The sequence below is a fragment of the Azotobacter salinestris genome (assembly GCF_009363155.1).
In the GTDB taxonomy this organism is placed as follows: domain Bacteria; phylum Pseudomonadota; class Gammaproteobacteria; order Pseudomonadales; family Pseudomonadaceae; genus Azotobacter; species Azotobacter salinestris.
In genome coordinates, this window is record NZ_CP045302.1 from 3,519,324 (window position 1) to 3,535,239 (window position 15,916).

Annotated in this window: 20 protein-coding genes; 3 read left to right on the forward strand and 17 right to left on the reverse strand. The window is 66.4% G+C overall.

The features are described 5' to 3' along the window. Window positions 1-283: 283 nt before the first annotated feature. Both GCU53_RS16430 and GCU53_RS16435 read left to right on the forward strand, forming a co-directional pair. On the forward strand, window positions 284-574 hold the full coding sequence (locus GCU53_RS16430; protein ID WP_152388546.1) for a hypothetical protein: 291 nt from the start codon (window positions 284-286) through the stop codon (window positions 572-574). Window positions 575-1,573: 999 nt separating this feature from the next. Continuing rightward, on the forward strand, window positions 1,574-2,572 hold the full coding sequence (locus GCU53_RS16435; RefSeq protein WP_244306815.1) for a patatin-like phospholipase family protein: 999 nt from the start codon (window positions 1,574-1,576) through the stop codon (window positions 2,570-2,572). A 49-nt stretch (window positions 2,573-2,621) separates the two neighbouring features. On the opposite strand, the gene GCU53_RS16440 is transcribed toward GCU53_RS16435, so the two are convergent. The 5 genes from GCU53_RS16440 to GCU53_RS16460 all read right to left on the reverse strand — a co-directional run bounded on the left by GCU53_RS16440 (window position 2,622) and on the right by GCU53_RS16460 (window position 6,206). Further along, a complete protein-coding gene (locus tag GCU53_RS16440; protein ID WP_208845283.1) occupies window positions 2,622-3,179 on the reverse strand; it encodes a DUF4136 domain-containing protein in 558 nt (185 codons plus the stop codon). A gap of 105 nt (window positions 3,180-3,284) precedes the next feature. Further along, window positions 3,285-3,890, reverse strand: a complete 606-nt coding sequence (locus tag GCU53_RS16445) for a DUF4136 domain-containing protein (RefSeq protein ID WP_152388547.1) — start codon at window positions 3,888-3,890, stop codon at window positions 3,285-3,287. 90 nt (window positions 3,891-3,980) lie between these two features. Beyond that, complete coding sequence (locus GCU53_RS16450; RefSeq protein WP_152388548.1) at window positions 3,981-4,736, reverse strand: methyltransferase domain-containing protein; 756 nt, start codon at window positions 4,734-4,736, stop codon at window positions 3,981-3,983. Next, window positions 4,733-5,038, reverse strand: a complete 306-nt coding sequence (locus GCU53_RS16455; protein ID WP_152388549.1) for a MazG-like family protein — start codon at window positions 5,036-5,038, stop codon at window positions 4,733-4,735. The genes GCU53_RS16450 and GCU53_RS16455 overlap by 4 nt, the downstream gene beginning before the upstream one ends. Before the next feature lie 73 nt (window positions 5,039-5,111). After that, on the reverse strand, window positions 5,112-6,206 hold the full coding sequence (locus GCU53_RS16460; RefSeq protein ID WP_152388550.1) for a type II asparaginase: 1,095 nt from the start codon (window positions 6,204-6,206) through the stop codon (window positions 5,112-5,114). A 131-nt stretch (window positions 6,207-6,337) separates the two neighbouring features. On the opposite strand from GCU53_RS16460, the gene GCU53_RS16465 reads away from it, so the two are divergent. Then, window positions 6,338-7,480: an RNA-guided endonuclease InsQ/TnpB family protein gene (locus tag GCU53_RS16465; RefSeq protein ID WP_152388551.1), complete on the forward strand. Its 1,143-nt coding sequence runs from the start codon at window positions 6,338-6,340 to the stop codon at window positions 7,478-7,480. A gap of 48 nt (window positions 7,481-7,528) precedes the next feature. On the opposite strand, the gene GCU53_RS16470 is transcribed toward GCU53_RS16465, so the two are convergent. From GCU53_RS16470 to GCU53_RS16525, 12 genes are all read right to left on the reverse strand, one after another. Beyond that, window positions 7,529-8,263: an amino acid ABC transporter ATP-binding protein gene (locus GCU53_RS16470; RefSeq protein ID WP_152388552.1), complete on the reverse strand. Its 735-nt coding sequence runs from the start codon at window positions 8,261-8,263 to the stop codon at window positions 7,529-7,531. Further along, entirely contained in the window at window positions 8,260-8,928 is a 669-nt protein-coding gene (locus GCU53_RS16475) for an amino acid ABC transporter permease (RefSeq protein WP_208845285.1), read from the reverse strand. The genes GCU53_RS16470 and GCU53_RS16475 overlap by 4 nt, the downstream gene beginning before the upstream one ends. Continuing rightward, a complete protein-coding gene (locus GCU53_RS16480; protein WP_152388553.1) occupies window positions 8,925-9,668 on the reverse strand; it encodes an amino acid ABC transporter permease in 744 nt (247 codons plus the stop codon). Before GCU53_RS16480 ends, GCU53_RS16475 begins: the two co-directional genes overlap by 4 nt. A gap of 72 nt (window positions 9,669-9,740) precedes the next feature. Next, the gene (locus GCU53_RS16485; RefSeq protein ID WP_152388554.1) at window positions 9,741-10,652 is read right to left on the reverse strand and encodes a glutamate/aspartate ABC transporter substrate-binding protein; all 912 of its coding nucleotides are present in this window, start codon (window positions 10,650-10,652) and stop codon (window positions 9,741-9,743) included. 231 nt (window positions 10,653-10,883) lie between these two features. Further along, complete coding sequence (msrQ, locus tag GCU53_RS16490; protein WP_152388555.1) at window positions 10,884-11,483, reverse strand: protein-methionine-sulfoxide reductase heme-binding subunit MsrQ; 600 nt, start codon at window positions 11,481-11,483, stop codon at window positions 10,884-10,886. Further along, window positions 11,483-12,493 (reverse strand): protein-methionine-sulfoxide reductase catalytic subunit MsrP, encoded by a 1,011-nt coding sequence (gene msrP, locus GCU53_RS16495; protein ID WP_152388556.1) that lies wholly within the window; start codon window positions 12,491-12,493, stop codon window positions 11,483-11,485. Before msrP ends, msrQ begins: the two co-directional genes overlap by 1 nt. Before the next feature lie 76 nt (window positions 12,494-12,569). After that, window positions 12,570-12,806: an anti-sigma factor family protein gene (locus GCU53_RS16500; protein ID WP_152388557.1), complete on the reverse strand. Its 237-nt coding sequence runs from the start codon at window positions 12,804-12,806 to the stop codon at window positions 12,570-12,572. After that, complete coding sequence (locus tag GCU53_RS16505) at window positions 12,800-13,405, reverse strand: RNA polymerase sigma factor (protein WP_167520082.1); 606 nt, start codon at window positions 13,403-13,405, stop codon at window positions 12,800-12,802. The genes GCU53_RS16500 and GCU53_RS16505 overlap by 7 nt, the downstream gene beginning before the upstream one ends. Before the next feature lie 4 nt (window positions 13,406-13,409). Next, window positions 13,410-13,925: a DoxX family protein gene (locus GCU53_RS16510; RefSeq protein ID WP_152388559.1), complete on the reverse strand. Its 516-nt coding sequence runs from the start codon at window positions 13,923-13,925 to the stop codon at window positions 13,410-13,412. Next, window positions 13,922-14,689 carry an HvfC/BufC N-terminal domain-containing protein gene (locus GCU53_RS16515; protein WP_152388560.1) on the reverse strand — a complete coding sequence of 256 codons (768 nt, stop codon included), beginning with the start codon at window positions 14,687-14,689 and terminating at the stop codon, window positions 13,922-13,924. The genes GCU53_RS16510 and GCU53_RS16515 overlap by 4 nt, the downstream gene beginning before the upstream one ends. Further along, entirely contained in the window at window positions 14,686-15,591 is a 906-nt protein-coding gene (gene bufB / locus GCU53_RS16520; protein ID WP_152388561.1) for an MNIO family bufferin maturase, read from the reverse strand. Before bufB ends, GCU53_RS16515 begins: the two co-directional genes overlap by 4 nt. A 9-nt stretch (window positions 15,592-15,600) precedes the next feature. After that, window positions 15,601-15,912, reverse strand: a complete 312-nt coding sequence (locus GCU53_RS16525) for a BufA1 family periplasmic bufferin-type metallophore (protein ID WP_152388562.1) — start codon at window positions 15,910-15,912, stop codon at window positions 15,601-15,603. Window positions 15,913-15,916: the final 4 nt, after the last annotated feature.

Genomic DNA, 15,916 nt, shown 5'->3' on the forward strand with positions numbered 1-15,916 from the left:
CACAAGCCAGTAATCATGCGGCTTACAGGGCATGTGATCTCGTGAAAATGGGGCTTTTTCAGAGTTTCCTTAGGTGAATGTGACGGCAGAGGCGACCCGTGGTTCGATGAGCGGGGGCGGAGCTTGAAGCCGGCCGGCCATGACACGCACTGACCCGGTTGGCCCTTTCCAAGGCTTTCTTGGCTGCGGCGAAATCGATAGGTTGAAAATGTAGGGGCTGAGTTTTGCGATCTTTGAAAAAGGTCAGCAGCCACAGGGGCGATATATGTCGGATCCAGGTGTCTTGACTTCTGTTGTCGGTCCCGTGTTGCGGCGATCCGCAGTCCGAGACTGGCTTTTTCTTTCCTGTGCGCTGCCTGAGGGTTTAAAAGTGGATTCTTTTCTCGGGTCTCGGGAAGTCACTGCTTTCAAAATGCTGCTGATTGCTATGGAGTTCGATTCGGGGTCTCTTGATGTGTGTGGTATCGAAGCAAGTCTTTATTGCGCGCAATTCCTCCTGCAAGATGTTGACCTGTTCCTGCAATTCACTTCTGGCTTCGTGAATCAGGCTGTTGAGATACAGGGTAAATATTGAAATCAAAGCGCAAGCAATCCATACCTGAAGCATTTTTCACCTTGCACGCATCTGTAATTGGCACAGTTGATATAATAATTTTAATAAAAGTATCGATCATGCTCGTCCTCCCCCTTGCATGCCAAGTTTCTAGTTTTGCTTTTTTAATGTGATGATTTATTGACGTATTTTTCATGCTGAAAACGGTTGGCAGCTCGTCCGGCTCGCCTTTTTCTAAGAGCGTGGATGCCGGCAGGTCGCCTGTATCGGGCGCGGATGTACTGTCAAGACACCCGTCTACGTGGCTTTTACAGAGGGCCCGATGATGCCAGGCGCTCCGGCATTACAGACCACTTGGTCAAAAGTGGCGTGATTCGCTCCTGCGTGATGATGTTGTGATGATTTCACAATGATATCAATAGTCGGTTATGGCCAATCACTATCGATATAATATCGCTGCGTCATAAAAGTGCCATATTTTTTGTGGTTTTTCGTGCGGCAATTCAAACTGACGATATTTTGACTTTCCAGTTGGCGCAGGATTTTCCGTACCAGGCTGGCAGAGATCGGTCCAGATGCTGACGTGAGGTGCCGCCGCAGGAAGGGTGGGCAGGTCGTCGCCAGTGTCGATGAGGGCTGTCCTCTCATTCGACCAGACAGGACGTCGAGCAGCGGACTACACCCGTTGCCGTGATGGCATATAAATATCGTTGTGCCTTTATTCGATATATCACCTGGCACTCCGGCTTGGCTGCAGGCGCCCATGCATGTGGGCGTGTGCTTGTCTGTCAATAGTGGCAAACGAAAGCTTTTTGCTCTCCTTTATAGCCGTTTGTCGGCATTTCCGAGATTCGGCAATATCACAATGGATTTTAAGTAAAATGTGGCGCGGTCTGTGTCACCTAAGAACAAGCCGGGCTGCCTGTGTGTAGCGTTGCCCGAAAATATTCCTTTGTCGCTGTTTGGGGGAAAGCCATGCCTTCACCAGGACCAGACAGGACGCAACAGGATCCCCTGCGGGTGGATCTTGCGCTGCAGGGAGGCGGTGCCCACGGAGCCTTTACCTGGGGTGTGCTCGACCGGCTGCTCGAAGAGCCGGAACTTCAACTGGATGGCATCTCGGGAACCTCGGCCGGTGCCATGAATGCGGCTGTCCTGGTGGACGGCTACGCCCGCGGCGGGGCAACGGGGGCCCGTCGTGCACTGGAGGCGTTCTGGCGCCGGGTCTCGAAAGCCGCACGATTCAGCCCGTTCCGGCGCAGTCCGCTCGACGTGCTGCTGGGGCGCTGGACCCTGGACTACTCGCCCATGTTCCTGACCATGGACATGGTGGCGCGGGTGTTCTCGCCCTATGACCTGAATCCGGTCGGAACCAATCCCCTGCGGGCCATCCTTGAGGAGTCCATCGATTTCGCGCATCTGGCCGACGGGCCGATCAAGCTGTTCGTGACTGCGACCAACGTGCGTACCGGCCGCGGGCGGGTGTTCCGCAACGACGACCTGACGCTCGATGCGCTGCTGGCCTCGGCCTGCCTGCCGAACCTGTTCCAGGCCATCGAGATCGACGGTGACGCCTACTGGGACGGGGGTTACGCCGGCAATCCCACCATCACCCCGCTGGTGCGCGAGTGCGAGTCGAGCGACACCATCCTGGTGCAGATCAATCCCATCGAGCGTCCGGGCACGCCGCGCTCGGCACGCCACATCCTCAGCCGCCTCAACGAGGTGTCCTTCAACTCCGTGCTGCTCAAGGAGCTGAAGATGATCGCGCTGATGCGCCAGATGGTTTGCCTCGGCAATAACGAGAGTGCCCGCTGGGCCTCGATGCGGATTCACCGGATCTCCAGCGACGTGCTGCTGGAACTGGGCTACTCCTCGAAGCTGAACGGGGAGTGGGGGTTCCTGACCATGCTGCGCGACCAGGGCCGTAAGGCGGCCGAGGGTTTCCTCGGGGCCCATCGCAAGGATCTGGGGCGGCGTTCGACGCTGGATCTGGACGTGCTGCTGGAAGGGGTGTGACGCACCCGGTCACCGGCCATTGCGCCGGCAACCGGGACGGGCCCATCCCTCAATGCGGCGGGTACTGCGACAGCACCCGGGCCACAGTCTCGCGGATCTTCCGGGTGCGCTCGGCCGGATCGTAGGGGCCCTCGCGCAGGACCTGCTGGGCGCTGCCGCGCCAGACCAGCTTGCCGTCGCGACCATCGTAGAAGTCGATCTGCAGGGTGCCGACCTGGTAGTCGTAGGTGCGGGTTTCGCCGAAGCCGGGGCCGCCCCAGTAGCCGTACCAGGGGTTGCCCCAGTAGCCGCCGGAGTAGGTGGTGACCTGGCTCTGGCGGTTGTCGACGATCAGCCAGACCTGCACCCGGATGTCGCCCCGGCTGCCGGACGGAGCCTGGCGCAGGCCGCGCTGGTCGAGCTGTTCGGCCACGGCAGCGCGTATGCGCTGTTCGGTGAGGTCGCTCTTCAGGCGCGGGTCGGCGGGGCGGAACTGCAGCGCCGGCTCCTGCCAGCTCCAGGTGCGGTAGGCGCCGAAGTCGCGGCTGGGGTCGAAATCACGCTCGAGCTGAACGCTCTGACAGGCGGCGAGCAGCAGCAGAAGGGGCAGCAGCAGACGGGTTCGCATGGTGGTTTCTCCGGTGACGATGCGCGCGGCAGCGAGGGTGCCGCGGGCTTTTTCCCCTTGCCCCGGTCCTTTTCCCCGTGAGGGGAAAGGAGGGTGCCCTCCAGTCTACGGCGGAAAGCCTTGCAGGGCTCGACGAGCCGCCCGGTGCAGGGCCCTGGCGCGGCCGCGCTGGCCGTCGTCGACCCGGGCCTCGCCGCTGCCGCGCCAGACCCGCCGGCCGTCGCTCCCGTCGATGAGCGCGATGTGTACCACCAGCACCTGCTCCTCGTAGCGGTAGACGAGGGGAGCCCGACCCCAGACCCCGAAATGATCCCAGTGATAGCCATAGCCGTAGTAGCCGCCAAAGGGGCCGTAGTAATCCCTGTAGGCGCGGATGCGCCGCTTCAGGGCCAGTCGCGCGCTGACCCGCAGGTCCGCCTCGGCGCTCGGGTGGGCCGGGCGCAGGCCGTGCTGGTCCAGCACGGCGGAGAGGGCTGTCTGGACCTGGCCGGCGTCCAGGCCGGCGCTGCCGCCCGGCGGGCGGTCGTGCAGCCAGGCCCAGTCGCGGTAGGCGGCGTAGTCCCTTGGTGCGGCCGGATAGATATCGGGCTCGAAGACCGTGGCGGCCGCAGGTGGCGCCGGGGGCAGGGGCAGGGACTCGGCGCGGTAGGGATTGGGGCTCTGGCAGGCGCCGAGCCCGAGACAGAGCGACAATGCGGCCAGGCGATGCATGCAGGTGGCCCTCCCCTGTTTCCTCTCCGCTGGAGAGGGGAAATGCTCGCTGGGGCAGCGATGGTCTTCGTTACAAGCTTAGCAACCCTATCAAGCCGGACGCGGCCGGCAGAGCCAGTGCAGGTAGCGGCCGAGGCCGGCGAAGGCCGGATGGCGACGGTAGGCCAGCTCCATCTCCAGGAGGTCGAGCAGTTCCGCCTTGGCCTGGAATTCCGCCGGCATGTAGTCGTGGAACACGCGAACGCCGCTTTCACTGTCGATCTGCCAGGTGCTTTCCATCGCAGCCTTCAGCTCGCGCGGGTCGAGCGGGCGCTGCGGGGTCAGGCTGCGGCCTTCGCCGGCGAACCGTTCCTTGCGCAGCTTGCGGAAATGGCCCTTGAGCAGGTTGCGGTAGATCAGCGCGTCCTTGTTGTAGAAGGCCAGCGACAGCCAGCCGCCGGGCGCGGTGAGCTGGTGCAGCACCGGGAGGATGTGGTGCGGTTCGGCCAGCCATTCCAGCACGGCGTGGCAGAGCACCAGATCGAAAGGCGCATCGAGTCGGCCGAGCAGTTCCTGCCAGGGCGCCTGGAGGAAGGTGGCCTGCCGGCCGGCGGCGGCGAAGCGTTCGCGGGCGGCATCGAGCATCGGCGCGGCCGGCTCGGCGAGGGTCACCCGGTGGCCGCGCTCGGCCAGCCAGAGCGCCATGTGGCCGAGTCCGGCGCCGACGTCGAGGACCCGCAGCGGGCGTTCGGGCAGGGCTTCGGCCAGGTCGGCCTGGAGCACGGCGAGGCGGATCGCGCCCTTGGCGCCGCCGTAGATCTTCTCGGCGAAACGCAGGGCCAGGTCGTCAAAGTGGCGGTCGCTCATCGGGCGAAGCGCCGTTCGCTGTCGGCCAGCTTGGCGCGCACCACCTCGTCCATATCCAGGCCGAGTTCGGCGCACAGCAGGAGGAGGTAGAGGACCACGTCGCCGATCTCCTGGCCGGCGTGCGCCAACTCCTCGGCGGGCAGGGCGCGGGATTCGTCCTCGGTCTTCCACTGGAAGATCTCCACCAGCTCGGCCATTTCCACGCTGGCGGCCATCGCCAGGTTCTTCGGGCTGTGGAAGCGCCGCCAGTCGTTGGCGTCGCGGATGGCGTGCAGGCGGCGGGTGAGTTCGGCGGTGTTCATGGGCGGCTCCGACGGAAAGGCGCATAGCTTCGGCCGCCGGCGGGCGGGCCGCAAGTGCGGCGGGCCGTGCCGGTCAGTATTCCCAGAAGATCCGCTGCAGCTCCCGGCTGTCCTGGGTCCGGGTCCGGGTCAGGGCGAGCATGGCGAGGATGCGCGCCTTCTGCGGGTTGAGGTCGTGGGCGACCACCCAGTCGTAGCGGTCGTCCGGCTGCTCGGCGTTGCGCAGGACGAAGCCGCCCTGGTCGGCGCGCGAGGCGCGGATGATCTGCAGGCCCTCTTCGCGCAGCGCCCGCAGGGCCGGCACCACGGGGGCGGCGACCGAGCCGTTGCCGGTGCCGGCATGCACGATCGCCCTGGCTCCGGCGCCGGCGAAGGCCCGGTAGGCGGTGTCGTCGAGGTTGCCGTAGGCATAGGCGATGTCGACCCGCGGCAGGCTGGCGATCTGGCGGATGTCGAACTCGGAGTTCAGCGTGTGGCGCTTGGCCGGCAGGCGGAACCAGTAGCTCCTGCCTTCGACCACCATGCCCAGCGGGCCCCAGGGGCTCTTGAAGGCTTCGGTCTTGATGTTCAGCGCCTTGCTGACATCGCGCCCGGAGTGGATCTCGTCGTTCAGGGTCACCAGCACGCCCTTACCGCGCGATGCCGGATCGCCGGCCACGGCGACGGCGTTGTACAGGTTGAGCGCGCCGTCGGCGGACAGGGCGGTGCCCGGGCGCATGGAGCCGACCAGCACGATGGGCTTGTCGGTGCGCTCGACCAGGGTGAGGAAGTAGGCGGTCTCCTCCAGGGTGTCGGTGCCGTGGGTGATGACGATGCCGTCGACCTCGGGATTCTCCGCCAGCGCGGCGACGCGCCTGCCGAGCGCCAGCAGCTGCTCGTTGCCGAAGCTTTCCGAGGCGAGCTGGAACACCTGTTCGCCGCGCACCTCGGCCAGCTCGGCGAGTTGCGGCACGCCGGCGAGCAGTTGCTCGACCGGGACCCTGGCCGCCTGGTAGGTGGCGCTGTTGGCGGCGCTGGCGCCGGCGCCGGCGATGGTGCCGCCGGTGGCGAGGAGGGCCACCCGCGGCCGCGGCGGCGCCGTTTCGGCCTCGGCGGCGCGCAGCGCGGGCGACAGCAGCAGGCCCAGGGCGAGCAGGGCGGGCGCGAACGCGGACAGGCAGTGCTTCATCTGATTTTGCGCGGGAAACCCCGGACTTCTAGTGCGGGGAGGGATAGCGCGGCGCTCGCAGAGCGCCCCTGTTCCCGCTTCCTCCGTTTCGGTGTGGCCATCTTCACATTGCGGATGGCAAAATGTGATGCATGAACCGTGCGTACAAATACCGTTTCTACCCGACACCTGAGCAGGCGCAATTGCTGGCTCAGACGTTCGGCTGTACGCGCTTTGTCTATAACCATGTCCTGCGCTGGCGAACCGATGCATTCTTCCAGCGGCAGGAGAAGGTCGGGTATCTGGAAGCCAATGCGGAACTCACCAGGCTCAAGCGCTCCGGTGAGTTGCCGTGGCTGAACGAGGTGTCGTGCGTCCCGCTGCAGCAGTGCCTTCGCCATCAGCAGACCGCGTTCAGGAACTTCTTTGCGGGCCGCACGAAGTACCCGGCATTCAAGAGCAAGAAGCATCGCCAGTCCGCCGAGTTCACCCGGTCGGCGTTCAGCTACCGGGACGGCAAGCTGTACCTGGCCAAGTCCAGGACGCCGCTGGATATCCGCTGGAGCCGGCCGCTTCCTGGCGAGCCGTCCACCGTCACCGTTTCCAAAGACTCTGCAGGCCGGTACTTCGTGTCCTGCCTGTGCGAGTTCGAACCTGAGGCCTTGCCCGTCACGCCGCAGATGATCGGCATCGACCTGGGCCTGAAAGACCTGTTCGTCACCAGCGAGGGCGAACGCATCGGCAATCCCCGCCATACGGCCAGATACGCCACCCGGTTGGCCCTGGCGCAGCACCGGCTGAGCAGGAAAAAGCTCGGCTCGAAGAACCGCGCCAAGGCCCGGCTGAAGGTGGCCCGTATTCACGCCAGAATCTCCGATTGCCGCATGGACCGCTTGCACAAGCTGTCCCGCAGACTGATCAACGAGAACCAAGTGGTCTGCGTCGAATCCCTCGCCGTGAAGAACCTGATCCGCAACCCGAAGCTGGGCAAAGCCATCGCCGATGCCGGCTGGGGCGAGTTCGTGCGCCAGCTGGAGTACAAGGGTGGCTGGGCTGGGAGGCAGGTGGTCGGCATCGACCGCTGGTATCCCAGCTCAAAGCGTTGCTCGTGTTGCGGGCATATCCTTGAGCGGCTGCCTCTGCCGGTCCGCTCCTGGAGCTGCCCGGAGTGCGGAACCGAACACGACCGCGACGTGAATGCCGCGATCAACATTAAAGCCGCCGGGCTGGCGGTGTTAGCCCTTGGAGAGAATGTAAGTGGCATTGGTCAAGTACCGCTGTCCGGTTCTCGGTGAATTGGGAATCCCCTTCCTTCAGGGAGGGGAGCAGTCAAGGGACGGCTCTCAATGCGGGAGGATCTTGGCGAGGAACTGCCGGGCGCGCTCGCTGCGCGCCGAGATGTCGCCGAAGAACGCCTCCGTGGCGCAGTCCTCGACGATGCTGCCGCGGTCCATGAAGATCACCCGGTTGGCGACCTTGCGGGCGAAGCCCATCTCGTGGGTCACGCACATCATGGTCATGCCTTCCTGGGCGAGCTGGACCATCACGTCGAGCACCTCGTTGACCATTTCCGGGTCGAGCGCCGAGGTCGGCTCGTCGAACAGCATCACCACCGGGTCCATGGCCAGCGCGCGGGCGATCGCCACGCGCTGCTGCTGGCCGCCGGAGAGCTGGCCGGGATGCTTGTGGGCGTGGGCCTCGAGGCCGACCCGCTCGAGCAGCGCCAAGCCCTTGTCGGTGGCTTCGGCCTTGCTGCGGCCGAGCACCTTGATCTGCGCCAGGGTCAGGTTCTCGGTGACCGTCAGGTGGGGGAACAGCTCGAAGTGCTGGAACACCATGCCGACCCGCGCGCGCAGCTTCGGCAGGTCGGTCCTGGGGGCGGCCAGGGAGGTGCCGTCGACCAGGATGTCGCCCTGCTGGAAGGGCTCCAGAGCGTTGACGCACTTGATCAGGGTGGACTTGCCGGAGCCGGACGGTCCGCAGACCACCACCACCTCGCCCTTCTGCACCTCGGTGCTGCAGTCGCTGAGAACCTGGAAGTCCCCGTACCACTTGCTGACGTTTCGGATCGAAATCATACGGTTAACCTTTTCTGCAGACGCTTGACCAGCTGCGAGGCGGCGAAGCTGACGACGAAGTACACCAGGCCGGCGAAGATCAGGAACTCGTGGGGCTGACCGATGATGTCGCCGCTCGAACGGGCGGCGTTGAGGAAGTCCATCAGGCCGACGCTGTAGACCAGCGAGGTGTCCTGGAAGAGGATGATGCTCTGCTGCAGCAGCAGCGGGGTCATCTTGCGGAAGGCCTGCGGCAGGATGATCAGGCGCATGCTCTGCCCGTAGGTCATCCCCAGCGCCTGGGCGGCGCTCATCTGGCCGCGCGGAATCGACTGGATGCCGGCGCGGACGATCTCGCAGAAGTAGGCCGCCTCGAACATCACGAAGGCCACCAGGCAGGAGGCGAAGGCGCCCACCGGGCTGTCCTCGCCGGTGATCGCGCGCAGCACGAAGGGCACCGCGAAGTAGAACCAGATGATCACCAAGAGCAGCGGGATGGAGCGGAAGTAGTTGACGTAGGTGGCGGCGATGCCGGCCAGCAGCGGGTTGTGCGAAAGGCGCAGCATCGCCAGCAGGGTGCCCAGCACCACGCCGCCGAGCACGCCCAGCACGAGCAGCAGCAGGGTGGTCTGCATGCCCTCCCAGAGCACCGGGAGCGAAGCGGGAATCGCGCTGAAATCCATCATTTGCCCCCCGCGATCAGGCCCGGCACCGCGACCTTCTTCTCGATCCGGCGCATGACGAGCATCAGGCTCATGTTCAGGGTGAAGTAGATCAGCGTGGCCAGGGTGAAGGCCTCGAACAGGTTGGCGGAGAACTCCGCGGTCTGCCGGGTCTGCGCCAGCAGCTCCATCAGGCCGATCAAGGACGCCACCGAGGAGTTCTTGAAGATGTTGAGGAACTCCGAGGTCAGCGGCGGGATGATGATCCGGAAGGCCTGCGGCAGCAGCACCTGGCGGTAGATCTGCCCGGTCCGCAGGCCGAGTGCCAGGGCCGCGGCAGTCTGGCCCCCCGGCAGCGCCTGGATGCCGGTACGCACCTGCTCGCAGACCCGCGCGGCGGTGAACAGGCCGAGGCACACCACCACGCTCAGGTAGGCCGAGGTGGCGGGGCTCAGGTCCTGCTTGAACCACAGCTCGAGCGGCTCGGGCAGGAAGTCCGGCACCAGGAAGTACCAGAGGAACAGCTGCACCAGCAGCGGCACGTTGCGAAAGAGTTCCACGTAGGCGGTGGCGAGGCCGGACAGCCAGCGGTTCGGCAGGGTGCGCAGCACGCCGAGCAGCGAGCCCAGCAGCAGGGCGATGATCCAGCCGACCAGGGCGACGGCGAGGGTCCAGCCGAGACCGGCGATGAACCAGTCGAGGTAGATCTCGTCGCCGATCCCGGTGGATCTGAAGAACACGCCCCAGTCCCAGTTGTAATCCATGGGCAATTGCCTCCGATCTGCACGATGAGGGCGGCCTGCGCAGGGCGGACTCCCAGCGCAGGGCGGCGACGCTTACAGCTGCTCGGCAGCCTTGTCGGTGGGCTCGGCGATCAGCTTCTTCAGCTCGTCGCTCATCGGGAAGTTGAGGTTCAGGCCCTTGGGCGGGATCGGCTGCAGGAACCACTTGTCGTAGATGGCGTTGATCTCGCCGGACTTGAAGGTGGCGACCAGGGCGTCGTCGACCGCCTTCTTGAACGCCGGGTCGTCCTTGCGCAGCATGCAGCCGTAGATCTCGTAGGACTGCGGCGTGCCGACCACGACCCAGTCGTCGGGCTTCCTGGCCTTGGCCATCTCGCCGTAGAGCAGGGCGTCGTCCATCATGAAGGCCACCGCGCGGTTGGACTCGAGCATGAGGAAGGCTTCGCCGTGATCCTTGGCGGCGATGACGTTCATGCCCATCTGCTGCTCGACGTTCATCGCCTTGAGCAGGCGCTCGGAGGTGGTGCCGGCGGTGGTCACCACGTTCTTGCCCTTGAGGTCGGGGAAGTCCTGGATGCCCGAGGTCTTTTTGGTCAGCAGGCGGGTGCCGACCTCGAAGATGCCCACCGAGAAGGCCACCTGCTGCTGGCGCTCCGGGTTGTTGGTGGTGGAGCCGCACTCCAGGTCGACGGTGCCATTCTGCACCAGCGGAATGCGCGTCTGCGAGGTGACCAGGGTATAGCGCACCTTGAGTTCGGGCAGGCCGAGCTGCTGCTTGAGCGCCTCGACCACCTTCAGCTGCAGGTCGTGGGAATAGCCGATCGGCTGGCGCGAGGTGCCGCCCAGGTAGGAGAAAGGAATGGAGGCGTCGCGGTGGCCGAGGGTGATGGTGCCGGTGTCCTTGATCTTCTTCAGGGTGCCGGTGAGCTCTTCCGCAGCGAGGGCCGTGCCGGACGACAGGGCAACGGCCAGGGCGCTGCCCAGCAGGCAGGAGGCTATACGCATGAGTGTTTCCTCTACTCGTGGTTTTGGCTGGGGGCGATAGCCCGATCCCTCGGGGCGGCTCTATCGCACTGGCTTCAAGTCTAAAGGCAGAATGCATGCCAGTCGGGCAGAATGCCGGATTTTATTTTATCCGCATGATTCCAAAGGGCTTTTTCCGGGCTGATGGGGAGGGCGGGTGAAACCCGCCACTGTGGAGCCGGTTCCGCCCCTGTCCGGCGGGTTGCACCCGCCCTACGGGGTGCCGGCCCTATGGCCGAGCCGGCGCCCCACGCCGGGCAGGCGCAGGGCCAGCAGGAACAGGGCCCAGGCGAAATACAGCAGCCACTGGCCGATGTCCGAGCGCACCACCCAGAGCATGTGCAGCAGCGCCAGGCCGAGGGCCGCGTAGACCAGGCGGTGCAGCGGTTTCCAGCGGCGGCCCAGGCGGCGCATGCTGAAGCGGTTCGAGGTGAGGGCGAGCGGCAGCAGGCTGCACCAGGCCAGCGCGCCTACCAGGATGTAAGGGCGTTTCTGCAACTCGCCGCCGAGTTGGGCGAAGTCCAGGCCGAGGACGAAGACCAGGTAGGCCAGAAGGTGCAGGCAGGCATAGGCGAAGCACCAAAGGCCGAGCTGGCGGCGCACCAGCGCCCAGCCGCTCCAGTGCGTCGCCCGCTGCAGCGGGGTCAGGCAGAGGGTCAGCAGCAGCAGGATCAGGGCGCCCTGGCCGAGGCGCTCGAGCAGCACCTTGCCCGGATCCGGGCCGAGGGCGAAGGTCCAGGCCTGGTACAGCCAGTACGGTGGCGGCAGCAGGGCCGCGACGAAGACGCAACAGCGCCACAAGAGATGCTTCATCAGTACTCTCGGGTCAGGTCCATGCCGCTGTAGAGGCCGGCGACCTCCTCGGCGTAGCCGTTGAACGGCAGGGTGTCGCGCAGGTTGGGGCTGAACAGGCCGCTGGGCAGACGCCGCTCGCGCTTCTGGCTCCAGCGCGGGTGGTCCACGGCGGGATTGACGTTGGCGTAGAAGCCGTACTCCTCGGGCGCCCGGTTCTGCCAGCTGGTGTAGGGCTGGCGCTCGGTCAGGCTGATGCGCACGATCGACTTGATGCTCTTGAAACCGTACTTCCAGGGCACCACCAGCCGCAGCGGCGCGCCGTTCTGGTTGGGCAGCACGCGGCCGTACATGCCCACCGCCAGGAGGGTCAGCGGGTGCATCGCCTCGTCGAGGCGCAGGCCCTCCCGGTACGGCCAGTCGAGCAGGGCGAAGCGCGAGCGCTGGCCGGGCATGTGCTCGGGATCGACGAGTGTCTCGAAGGCCACGTACCGGGCGTTGCCGGTGGGCTCGGCGCGCTTGAGCAGCTCGGCGAGGGGAAAGCCCAGCCAGGGGATCACCATCGACCAGGCCTCCACGCAGCGCAGGCGGTAGATGCGCTCCTCCAGCGCATGCGGGCGGACCAGGTCCTCCAGGGCGTACTGGCCCGGCTTGCCGACCTCGCCGTCGATCCGCACCGTCCAGGGCTCGGTGGGCAACTGGCCGGCATTCGCCGCCGGATCGCCCTTGTCCGGGCCGAACTCGTAGAAGTTGTTGTAGTGGCTGGCATCGCGAAACGGCGTGATCGCCTCGCCCGGCGCCTCGACCGCCTGCCAGCGGGTATCTGCCAGCTTCTGCGCGAACCAGGCCGGCGCCTGGCCCGGCTCGACCCCGGCATAGCGCGGGGTTTCGGCACGGGCCCAGGCGGGCAGGGCGGCGGCGCCCAGCGCCACGGCCCCGGCACCGAGAAAGCGCCGGCGCGACAGGTAGACGGATTCCGGGGTGATCTCGGAGGACGGGCAGTGCGAGCGGGGCGGGATCTGGATCAGCATGGTCGTCTCTCGCGGCGGTTGTGAAATCGGCACGGTGGCACCGGCCGGGAAATGTTACGCCGGCCGTGCGGCAAGCTCATGCCTTCGGCCCGTCCGGGGGCTGGCAGATGGCCTCGAGGATGGCCGGGGCGTTGGGCTCGTCCTCCGGCGGCAGCCGCTGCAGGGTTTCGCTCGTCAGGCGCAGCTGCTTGAGGTAGCGGCGGCAATGGGGGCAGAGGCCGAGGTGCGCGAGCACCGCCAGGCGGCTCCGCAAGCCCAGCCGCCCGTCGATGAACTCCGATCCGAGTTCCGACACCTCCCGGCACTTCAGCATGTTCCTTCCTCCTCGAAACGTTCCAGCATGGCCTGCAGGCGCTGGCGCGCGCGGTGCAGCAGGACGCGCACATGGCCTTCGGTCAGTCCCAGGGCGCGGGCGATTTCGGCGAACTCCAGCCCCGCCAGCTCGCGCATGGTCAGCACCGCCTGCTGGTCGTCCGGCAGGCGATGCAGGTGCTTGCGGATGCAGGCGTACAGCTCGGCCCCGGTGAGCAGCGACTCCGGGGTGTCGTGATGCCAGGGCTGCGGCGGGCGGGCCCAGCCGCCGGCGGCATCGAAGCGACCGGCGAGGGGCGAACCCGGGTCCTCCCCCCAGCAATCCCAGGACAGCTCGCGCCGGCGTCGGCGCAGCAGGACCTGGGCCTCGTTCAGGGCGATGCGCGCCAGCCAGGTGCGCAGCCGCGAGCGGCCCTCGAAAGCGGCAATGGCGGCGAAGGCCCTGATCCAGGTTTCCTGGGCCACGTCCGCGGCCAGGTCCGCGCCGACCAGCGGGGTCGCCATGGCGATGAGGAAGCGGTGGTGGGTGCGAATGACGGTCTCGCATGCCGCCGTCTCGCCGCGTTGCACTCCTTGGATCAACGCTTGTTCTTCGTTCATTTTCTCAGATCCCGGGGTGCCGATCGTATCCATGTCGTCTGGCTATCAGCCGGTCGAGCGAGAAGGCTCCCGGTCCGCGCGCTATCAGCAATAGCAGGCAGGCGGCCCAGACGCCATGGGTCGGATAGGCGCCGGGATAGACGAAGAGCTGGATGACCAGGGTCATGCCCAGCAGGGCCAGCGCCGAAAAGCGCGTCGCCAGGCCGGCCAGGATCAGCACCGGAAAAAAATGCTCGGCGAAGGCCGCCAGTTGGGCAGCCAGCTCCGGCGGCAGCAGCGGCACCCGGTACTCCTCGGCGAACAGCGGCACGGTCGAGGCGGCCAGTCGTGGCAGGCCCGGTTCGAAAGTTCCGGAGACAAGATCGATGGCCAGACCTTCGACCTTGGTCTGGCCGGACTTCCAGAATACCGCGGCGATGGAAAAGCGGGCGAGGAAGGCGATCAGGCCGTAGGGAATCTGCTGGCAGCCATCGACGGCGCGGGCGATCAGGCGCGCGGGAAGAGAGGTTCTGTCGTTCATGCTGGGTGCTCTCCGCTTGCGAAGGTGAAATGGCTGATGGCTCCGGTGCGGATCAACTGCGCCAGTGGGCGCGCGATATCGAGACCGGGTGTCATGGACGCGGCCCGGCCGAGCGTCACGCTTTCCTGCAGCTGACCGACGAAGACGGCCTCCGCGGCAGAGAGGCCGCTCACCCCGACCTCCAGGCCGTTGCGCAGGACCAGGGCATTCTCCGGGCGGCCGGGGTCGACCTGGGCAATGTCGAGCGCCCCCTGATGGGCCGCCCATAGCGAGACGACGGCAAAGGGCGAGCGCAGCAGCGCCAGCGAGGGGTGCAGATGGAGGCGCAGGCACGTGAGCCGCTCCGTATCGCCCAGCAGGGTGGCGAGCGCAGCGCTGTCCGCTGCGGGGACGTCCGCCGCGTGGCAGGCGCGGACGCGGAGGAACTCCAGGCGCGCCACATCGGCCAGATAGGGCAGGCCGGCGGCGGGGGTGAAGTTCTCGATAAAGGCCGCGAAGTCTTCGCCGTAGTGCGCCAGGATGCGCGTGTGCGGCGGTGTGGCGCACACATGGAGGCGCGCCATGGCGCGGAAGAAGCCCTCACCGACCAGTTGGTGCACCACCGGAAAGGTCTCGGCCAGGGCATCGACCAGGGAGGCAACGACGTTGTTGCGATAGACCGCGAAGCGCGCGGCCGGATCGGAGCCGTTCCAGCTTCTCAGGCGCGGGGGGCAGGGGCGCTCGGGATCGAGCAGCGCGGCGGCGAATTCCTCCTGCAGGCTCATGTCGGCACCTCCCGGCGCCGGGCCGTTTCGCTGGCGAGCAGCGTTTCGGCCTGCCCGGCCTCGGCCAGCAGCACCTCCAGGGACGGCACGTCGTTGTCGCGCTCGAGCAGGGTCGGCAGCGGGCCGGTGCGGCGCAGCACTTGCCTGTAGAGCGCCCACACGGCCGTGTCGACGGGGGCGCCGTGACTGTCGATCAGCAGGCGCCCACCGGCGCCGTCGCGGTCCTCGGCGAAGCCGGCGAGGTGGAGCTCGCCGACCGCATCGAGGGGCAGGGCGTCGAGATAGGCGGCGGTGTTCCGACCGTGGTTGACGCAGGAGACATAGGCGTTGTTCACATCCAGCAGCAGCCCGCAGCCGGTGCGGCGGACCACCTCGGCGATGAAGGTCGCTTCGTCCAGGGTGGAGGTCGCGAATTCGACATAGGTCGCCGGGTTTTCCAACAGCATGCGCCGCTTGAGGCGTTCCTGCACTCGGTCGATGTGTTCGCAGACCCGCGCCAGGGTTGCCGCGTCGTAGGGCACGGGGAGCAGATCGTTGAGGAAGAGGTCGCCGTGGCTGGACCAGGCCAGGTGCTCCGAGAAGGATGCCGGCTGGTAGCGCTGGAGCAGCCCGGCCAGGCGCTGGAGGTGAACCTCGTCGAGCGGCTGCTCGGCGCCGATCGACAGTCCGACGCCGTGGATGGACAGGGAATAGCGCTCGCGGATCAGGCCGAGGTAGTGGTGGAGGGGGCCGCCCTCCACCAGGTAGTTCTCGGCGTGGATCTCGAAGAAGCCGATGCCCGGACTCGTCTCGAGAATCTGCCGGAAATGCTGCGGCTTGAGTCCCAGGCCCGCCCGCGGGGGCAGGCCGCTTGCCGGCGCAGGAGCGCCGCCTGCCGCGGCGCGTGGAGAGGGAATGATCATGGCCGGCGCTCAGGCCTCCTGCTTGATTTCCTTGAAGGGCGTGAGCTGGCCGGAGCCGGTCGGCGAGGTGGGCGAGGCGGTTTTTTCGCAGGTGCCAGCGGGCACGTATTTCCAGGCGTTGCCCTGGTAGTCGACCTTGGCGGTGCCGGCGCAGGTGGTGCCCGGACCGGCGGCGCAGTCGTTCTTGCCCTTGAGGGCGATGCCGTAGCATTTCTCGTTGTCCGCTGCCTGGGCGGCGGGCGGGGCGCTGGAAAGGGCGAGGGCGGTACCCAGGGCGAGGGCGAGACTGGCGGCCGAGACGGCAGGGAGGCTGGCTTTCATGGTT

Bases quoted from the DNA above. Each gene is read 5' to 3' on its own strand.
- GCU53_RS16440 (WP_208845283.1), bottom strand. From the start codon at position 3,179: ATGCGAACCCGTCTGCTGCTGCCCCTTCTGCTGCTGCTCGCCGCCTGT.
- GCU53_RS16445 (WP_152388547.1), bottom strand. From the start codon at position 3,890: ATGCATCGCCTGGCCGCATTGTCGCTCTGTCTCGGGCTCGGCGCCTGC.
- GCU53_RS16450 (WP_152388548.1), bottom strand. From the start codon at position 4,736: ATGAGCGACCGCCACTTTGACGACCTGGCCCTGCGTTTCGCCGAGAAG.
- GCU53_RS16455 (WP_152388549.1), bottom strand. From the start codon at position 5,038: ATGAACACCGCCGAACTCACCCGCCGCCTGCACGCCATCCGCGACGCC.
- GCU53_RS16460 (WP_152388550.1), bottom strand. From the start codon at position 6,206: ATGAAGCACTGCCTGTCCGCGTTCGCGCCCGCCCTGCTCGCCCTGGGC.
- GCU53_RS16465 (WP_152388551.1), top strand. From the start codon at position 6,338: ATGAACCGTGCGTACAAATACCGTTTCTACCCGACACCTGAGCAGGCG.
- GCU53_RS16470 (WP_152388552.1), bottom strand. From the start codon at position 8,263: ATGATTTCGATCCGAAACGTCAGCAAGTGGTACGGGGACTTCCAGGTT.
- GCU53_RS16475 (WP_208845285.1), bottom strand. From the start codon at position 8,928: ATGATGGATTTCAGCGCGATTCCCGCTTCGCTCCCGGTGCTCTGGGAG.
- GCU53_RS16480 (WP_152388553.1), bottom strand. From the start codon at position 9,668: ATGGATTACAACTGGGACTGGGGCGTGTTCTTCAGATCCACCGGGATC.
- GCU53_RS16485 (WP_152388554.1), bottom strand. From the start codon at position 10,652: ATGCGTATAGCCTCCTGCCTGCTGGGCAGCGCCCTGGCCGTTGCCCTG.
- msrQ (WP_152388555.1), bottom strand. From the start codon at position 11,483: ATGAAGCATCTCTTGTGGCGCTGTTGCGTCTTCGTCGCGGCCCTGCTG.
- msrP (WP_152388556.1), bottom strand. From the start codon at position 12,493: ATGCTGATCCAGATCCCGCCCCGCTCGCACTGCCCGTCCTCCGAGATC.
- GCU53_RS16500 (WP_152388557.1), bottom strand. From the start codon at position 12,806: ATGCTGAAGTGCCGGGAGGTGTCGGAACTCGGATCGGAGTTCATCGAC.
- GCU53_RS16505 (WP_167520082.1), bottom strand. From the start codon at position 13,405: ATGAACGAAGAACAAGCGTTGATCCAAGGAGTGCAACGCGGCGAGACG.
- GCU53_RS16510 (WP_152388559.1), bottom strand. From the start codon at position 13,925: ATGAACGACAGAACCTCTCTTCCCGCGCGCCTGATCGCCCGCGCCGTC.
- GCU53_RS16515 (WP_152388560.1), bottom strand. From the start codon at position 14,689: ATGAGCCTGCAGGAGGAATTCGCCGCCGCGCTGCTCGATCCCGAGCGC.
- bufB (WP_152388561.1), bottom strand. From the start codon at position 15,591: ATGATCATTCCCTCTCCACGCGCCGCGGCAGGCGGCGCTCCTGCGCCG.
- GCU53_RS16525 (WP_152388562.1), bottom strand. From the start codon at position 15,912: ATGAAAGCCAGCCTCCCTGCCGTCTCGGCCGCCAGTCTCGCCCTCGCC.